3 protein-coding genes and 2 pseudogenes are annotated in these 5,703 nt (G+C 72.0%); 1 reads left to right on the top strand and 4 read right to left on the bottom strand.

Annotated elements, in window-relative coordinates; all coding sequences use genetic code 11:
- The 4 genes and pseudogenes from VLF18_RS23140 to fes all read right to left on the bottom strand — a co-directional run.
- A partial coding sequence (locus tag VLF18_RS23140) for an amino acid adenylation domain-containing protein (RefSeq protein WP_414717195.1) occupies positions 1-2,261 on the bottom strand: 2,261 nt, incomplete at its 3' end.
- Between the two features lie 162 nt (positions 2,262-2,423).
- Positions 2,424-3,740, bottom strand: a pseudogene (locus tag VLF18_RS23135) (condensation domain-containing protein); the annotation flags it as partial.
- A gap of 9 nt (positions 3,741-3,749) precedes the next feature.
- Complete coding sequence (locus VLF18_RS06815; protein ID WP_325278866.1) at positions 3,750-3,956, bottom strand: MbtH family protein; 207 nt, start codon at positions 3,954-3,956, stop codon at positions 3,750-3,752.
- The gene (gene fes, locus VLF18_RS06810; RefSeq protein ID WP_325278865.1) at positions 3,953-5,338 is read right to left on the bottom strand and encodes an enterochelin esterase; all 1,386 of its coding nucleotides are present in this window, start codon (positions 5,336-5,338) and stop codon (positions 3,953-3,955) included. Before fes ends, VLF18_RS06815 begins: the two co-directional genes overlap by 4 nt.
- Before the next feature lie 88 nt (positions 5,339-5,426).
- Between fes and VLF18_RS06805 the strand changes: the two are divergent.
- A pseudogene (locus tag VLF18_RS06805) lies at positions 5,427-5,703 on the top strand (hypothetical protein); the annotation flags it as partial.

Below are 5,703 nucleotides of genomic sequence, written 5' to 3'. Positions count from 1 at the left end.
GCGCGCCACTGGTCGATTTCGCTGCGCCGCTGCGGCACTTCCGCCGCCAGCGCCGCGGCCCATTCGCGCAGGGTCGTTTCCTCGGGCGCGACGAACGGCATCGCACCCGACGCCGCGGCCTCGCAGGCCGCGCGCAACTCCGGCAGCAGCACGCGCCAGGACACGCCGTCGACGATCAGATGATGCGCGACGAGCAGCAGCCACGACGCGCCGTCGCCGCGCAGCAGCGTGGCCTGCATCAGATGCCCGGCCGACGGTGCGAGCGCCGCGGCGCTCGTGCGGAACAGTCGGTTCGCACGCGCGACGAACGGGCCGTCATCGCCGGTGTCGTCCTGCACGACGAGCGGCCGGGCCGGACCGACGACGAGCACGCCGCCGGCGGCGCGCGCGCGCAGCGCCGGGTGCGCCCGCTGCAGCGCGGCCAGCGCCTGCGCGAGCACGTGCGCGTTCAGTGTCGCAGGCACACGCACGATCACGCCCTGGGCATAGCGACTGTCCATTCCACAGTGCTCGGCGAACCACGCGACGATGGGCAGCCGTCCGATCGCGCCATCCGCCTCGGCGCCGCGCGCGCGCGATTCGCGCAGCGTGGTGAGTGCCGCAGCCATGCGCGCCGGCGTGCGCTGCGCGAAGATCTCGCGTGGCGCGAGCCGGTAGCCGTCGCGTCGCAATTGCGTGCCGAGCGCCATCGCCGAGATGCTGTCGCCGCCGAGCGCGAAGAAGTCGTCGTCGGCACCGACGGCGGGCAGGCCGAGCACCTGCGCGATGCCCGCGCAGATCAGCCGCTCGCGCGGATTCGCCGCTTCGCGCCGCGCGGTCGCGGGCGCCGTGACATCCGGCAGCGCGCGCCGATCGATCTTGCCGTTCGTCGTCAGCGGCCACTGCGCGAGCACGGCGATGCCGGCGGGCACGAGGTAGTCCGGAACGCGCGCGGCGAGTTCGCGGCGCACCATGTCGGCGTCGAGCGCTGCGTCGGCCGTCGGCGTGCAATAGCCGACGAGGCGTAGCGTCATGCCGCAGGTCTGCGCCTGCACGATCGCGTCGGCGACGCCGGGCAGTCCGCGCAGCACCTGTTCGACTTCGCCGGGCTCGACGCGGAAGCCGCGGATCTTCACCTGTCGATCGCCGCGGCCGAGAAATTCGAGCTGGCCGTCGGCGCGCCAGCGCACGCAGTCGCCGCTGCGGTACATGCGCTCGCCGGCGACGAACGGATCGGCGACGAAGCGCGTCGCGGTCAGCGCGGCACGTCCGCGATAGCCGTGCGCGAGACCGGCGCCGGCGAGATACAGCTCGCCGGTCGCACCGACCGGCAGCGGCTGCAGACGGCGGTCGAGCACGTAGGCGCGCGTGCGCGCGACCGGCCTGCCGATGACCGGCGTCGCCGCGACCGCGAGCTGCGCACTCAGCGCGTCGACGGTGTATTCGGTCGGACCGTAGCAGTTGCAGACGCGCAGTCCGGGCACCTCGCGCAGCGTGCGCCACAGCGCCGGCGGCACGGCTTCGCTGCCGGTCAGGATCAGGCCGGGCAGACGCGCCGGATCGTCGAGCAGCCCTGCGTCCACGAGCGCCTGCAGCAGCACCGGCGGCACGTCGAGCGCATCGATTGCGCGTTCGTGCACGAACGCGAGCAGCGCCTGCGCATCGCGGCGCACCTCGTCGTCGCAGATGTGCAGCTCCTGGCCGAGCAGCAGCCAGATGATCTGTTCCCAGGCCGCATCGAACGCGAACGAGGTCGTGTGCGCGGCGCGCAGGCGGCGCGCGCCGCGTGCGCTCGTCAGCGCGCCGAACGCGTCGGCTTCGTGCGAACGCAGCAGGTTCAACAGGCCGCCGTGGGTGGCGAGCACGCCCTTGGGCGTGCCGGTCGAACCCGAGGTATAGATCAGATAGGCCGCGTCGCCCGCCGACAGCGCTGCGTCGCGCAGCAGTGCCGCGCGCGGTCGCCCGCTCGGCGCGAGCGCGTCGAGGAACAGCGGTGTCGCCGCGAGCGCAGGATTTACGTCGCGCCGCGTCACGATCGCGCGCGGCCGCGCGTCGGCGGCAATCGTCGCGAGACGCTCGGCGGGATAGTCGAGATCGAGCGGCAGATAGACCGCGCCGGCCGCGAACACGCCGAACACCGCCGCGATGCTGTCGGCACTGCGCGGCAACGCGACGGCGACGATGTCGCCGCGCGCGACGCCGACCGCACGCAGACCGTCGGCGATGGCCTGCGCACGCTGCGCGAGCGCGGCAAAGCTCAGACGCTCCGCGCCGCAGACCACGGCGATCGCGTCCGGATCGGTGGCGACCTGCGCACGCAGACGATCGAGCACGCTCGCCGCCGCATCGCGCGTGCGCGGATCCGGCCCCTGCGACCACGCGGCCAGTTGCGCCGCTTCCGCCGGCGCGCGCAGTTCGATCGCAGCGATCGCACGCTGCGGATCAGCCGCGAGACGCGACAGGAACGCCGACAGGCGCGCGGCATGCAGCGCGAGTTCGGCGGCGTCGTAACGCGCCGGGTTCGCGCTGAGTTCGATGACCGCGGCATCGGCGTCGGGCCACAGCGCGAACTCGAGGTCTTCGACCGGTCCGGCGGCGAGCACGTGCAGGCTGCCGCGGACAGCGTCGAGCGCCAGCGTCTGGTCGTAGATCTTCAGGTTGATCGTCGGACCGTACAGCGCGCGACCGCTGCCGACGAGACCGAGATCGCGCTGCACCTGCTCGGCGTCGCAGCGCTGATGGCGGCGCACGCGCGCGAGTTCGGTGCGCAACTGCGCGGCGATCGTGGCCAGCGTCGCGTCTGCGGTCACGCACAACTGCAGCGGCAGCACGTTGACGACCGGACCGCTCGCATCCATCGCGACCGAACCGAGGCGGCGCATGAACGGAATGCCGGCGACGACCGCGTCGGTGTCGGTGCAGCGCTGCACATAGCAGAACAGCGCGGCCATCAGCGCTTCGAGCGCACTGCCGCCCTGCGGCTGCATCGCCGCGGCGAACGCGGCGACATCGCTCGCGGCGACGCTCACGCGTTCGCGCAGCACGTCGACGTTTGCGAACGTCGACGCGGACACGACGTCGCGCGTCGACAGCGACACCGGCGCGGCGAGCTGCGCGCCGTAGTCGCGCCAGAACGCGCGGTCGCGCGCAGCCGCGTCGGATTGCGCGTAGCGCTGCGCTTCGTCGACGACGGCGTCGAAACCGACCTGGGCGGCCGGTGCGGGGACTTCATGGCGCACGCGCGCCGAATAGATCGCCGCGATTCGCTTCGACACGGCAGCGAAGCTGTAGCCGTCGACGCACAGATGGTGATAGCGCTGATACCACGCGTAGCGCTGCTCGCCGATGCGGTAGACCGCATGGCGGAACAGCGGCCCGGCCGCGTCGCCGCGCAGCGGCTGCGCGAGATCCGACTGCATGCGCGCGAGCGCGGCGGCAAGCGGATCGTCCTCGCCGCGCAGATCCTCGACCGTGACGTCGATCGCCGCGGCGTCGACGGTGCGCGGCAGATGCTGCACGACACCGTCGTCGGTCTCGACGAAACGTGCATGCGGCGTGTCGGTTTCGGCGAGTCCGCAGCGGATCGCGTCGACGAGGCAATCGGCATCGAGCGCGCCATGCAGGTCGACCCAGTGCGCGACGACATAGCCGTTCGCGATCGGCGCGACCTGATCGGCGACCCAGATGCCTGCCTGTGCGCCGTTGAGCGCGACCGTCGTGACCGCGACGGTGTCCTCGATCGCGACAGAAGTCTTCGACATGGCTGTCTCCTAGCGCGCGTGCAGCGGACGGATGTCGGTCCAGTGCGCGTCGACGAAGTCGATGCAGACCTGACGCGGCCCGGGGCCGAGCACGCTGCGCCAGCCGGCCGGCAGTGCGGCGAACGCGGGCCACAGGCTGTACTGGTCCTGCGCGTTGACGAGCACGAAGAACGCCTGCGTCTCGTCGTCGAACGGATTCGTGGTTTCGGTGGTCATGCGGGGTCTCCAGGGGAATGCGATACGGGCGCGGCCGCACCGGCCGGCGCGAGCAGCCGGGCGAGCGCATCGACCAGCGCGCCGCGCCAGCACAGCGCGTCGTGGCCGCCTTCATAGTCGCGGCAGACCACGTCGTGGCCGGCCGATGCGAGCGCGTCGCGCAGGGATTCGGTCAGATCGATCATCACGTCCTCGCGTCGGCCGACATCGAGGCACACGCGCAGCGGTGCCGACGCGCGCGACGACGACGCGACACGCTCGGCCAGCGCGCCGCGCGCGCCGGGACGGCGCGGACAGGATTCGCCGAACGGCGCATGCAGCAGTTCGACATGAGGCCACCAGAACGAACCCGACTGGCTCGCGGCGGCGCCGAAGCGCTCGGGGAACTGCAGCGCGGCGTAGACGGCGCCGAGTCCGCCGAGGCTCTGTCCGGCGACGACCGTATCCTGCGCGCGCGTGCTGTGCGGCGTCGTGACCGCGACCTCGGGCAGCAGTTCGGTCTGCAGCGCCTGCCAGAAAACCGGATTGCAGGCGATATCGCGCTCGCGCTGGCGACTGTCGATCGCGTCGATCAGCACATAGACGGCCGGCGGCAGTCGCCCGCAGTCGGTTTCGGCGTCTAGCGCCGCGTAGATCGGCAGATCCTCATGCCAGCGGCGGCCGTCGAGCAGCAGCACGAGCGGGCGCAGCGCTGCCGCGGACGGATCGGCCGTGCCGGTCGCGTAGAGCCACACCGGGCGCGCCGTGCCGAGCCGCGCGCTGCACCAGTTCAATTCCTGCAGGCGGGACGGATCGGTGTTGACGTCACGGCCGCGGTCGAACGCGGTCCAGGCCGTCTGCGCCGGGGCGTCGGCGAGATGCAGCGCCGATGCACTGCCGTCGCGGCGCGCGACGAACCGATTCAGCGGATCCGCGGTTGCGTGGACTTGTATAGAACGCCACCACTGCCGCTGCTGCTGCATTTTCTCGACGTCGTCGCCGATGAGCGCTGGCGCAACCGCGCCGGCCGTCGCCGGGATGAACACATAGCTGCCGCGCCAGTCCGACGGCAGCACGACCTGCCAGAACCAGACATCGCTGCCGCGCAGACGCGCGAGCGACTGCGGTGCCGGACTGTGGTGATCGGTCACCGAGTTCACGTCGACATAGACGCGACGCAGCGGCGAGACCGCGGCACTCCCGTGCGGATCGCGCCAGAGAAACGTCACGCCGATCTCGTTCGGGCCGAGCCGGTCCACGAGCGGCGTGCCCTGATCCGCGATGCGTCGCCACCAGTCCGCCGAGCCCGCATCGGGCGCGTGCAGCGCAGCGAACGCGCGCGCGGCGCGCGGGTCCGGCGCGACCTCATTGCCTGTCGAACGTCCTGCTCCGCCCTCGTCCATTGCCGCCTCGCAACCTGTGTCGCCGCCCTTCCGGGTTACACATGATAATGCGAACCGTTATCATCTGCATTCTTATAAAGCGTGCGGGATGGCGCGCGCGACCACCACCAGGGACTCCCCGATGACGATCGCAACACTCCAACCGCTCCCGCGGGCGCTGCGCTGCGCCCTTTTCGGTCTCGCCGCCGCCGGCTCCGCCGCGGCCGCCGAACACGACTTCGCGATTCCGTCCGCGCCGCTCGCCGAGCAGCTGCGCGCCTACGCGAAACAGTCCGGCCTTCAGGTCGACGTGGACGAAAGCCGCCTGTCGCCGGCGCCGCGGGCTGCGCTCGGCGGGCGGCATGACGACGCGGCCGCGCTGCAGC

It is taken from the genome of Tahibacter sp. (assembly GCF_035481375.1).
Lineage (GTDB): Bacteria > Pseudomonadota > Gammaproteobacteria > Xanthomonadales > Rhodanobacteraceae > Tahibacter.
This window is presented reverse-complemented; position numbering and strand designations above follow the sequence as displayed.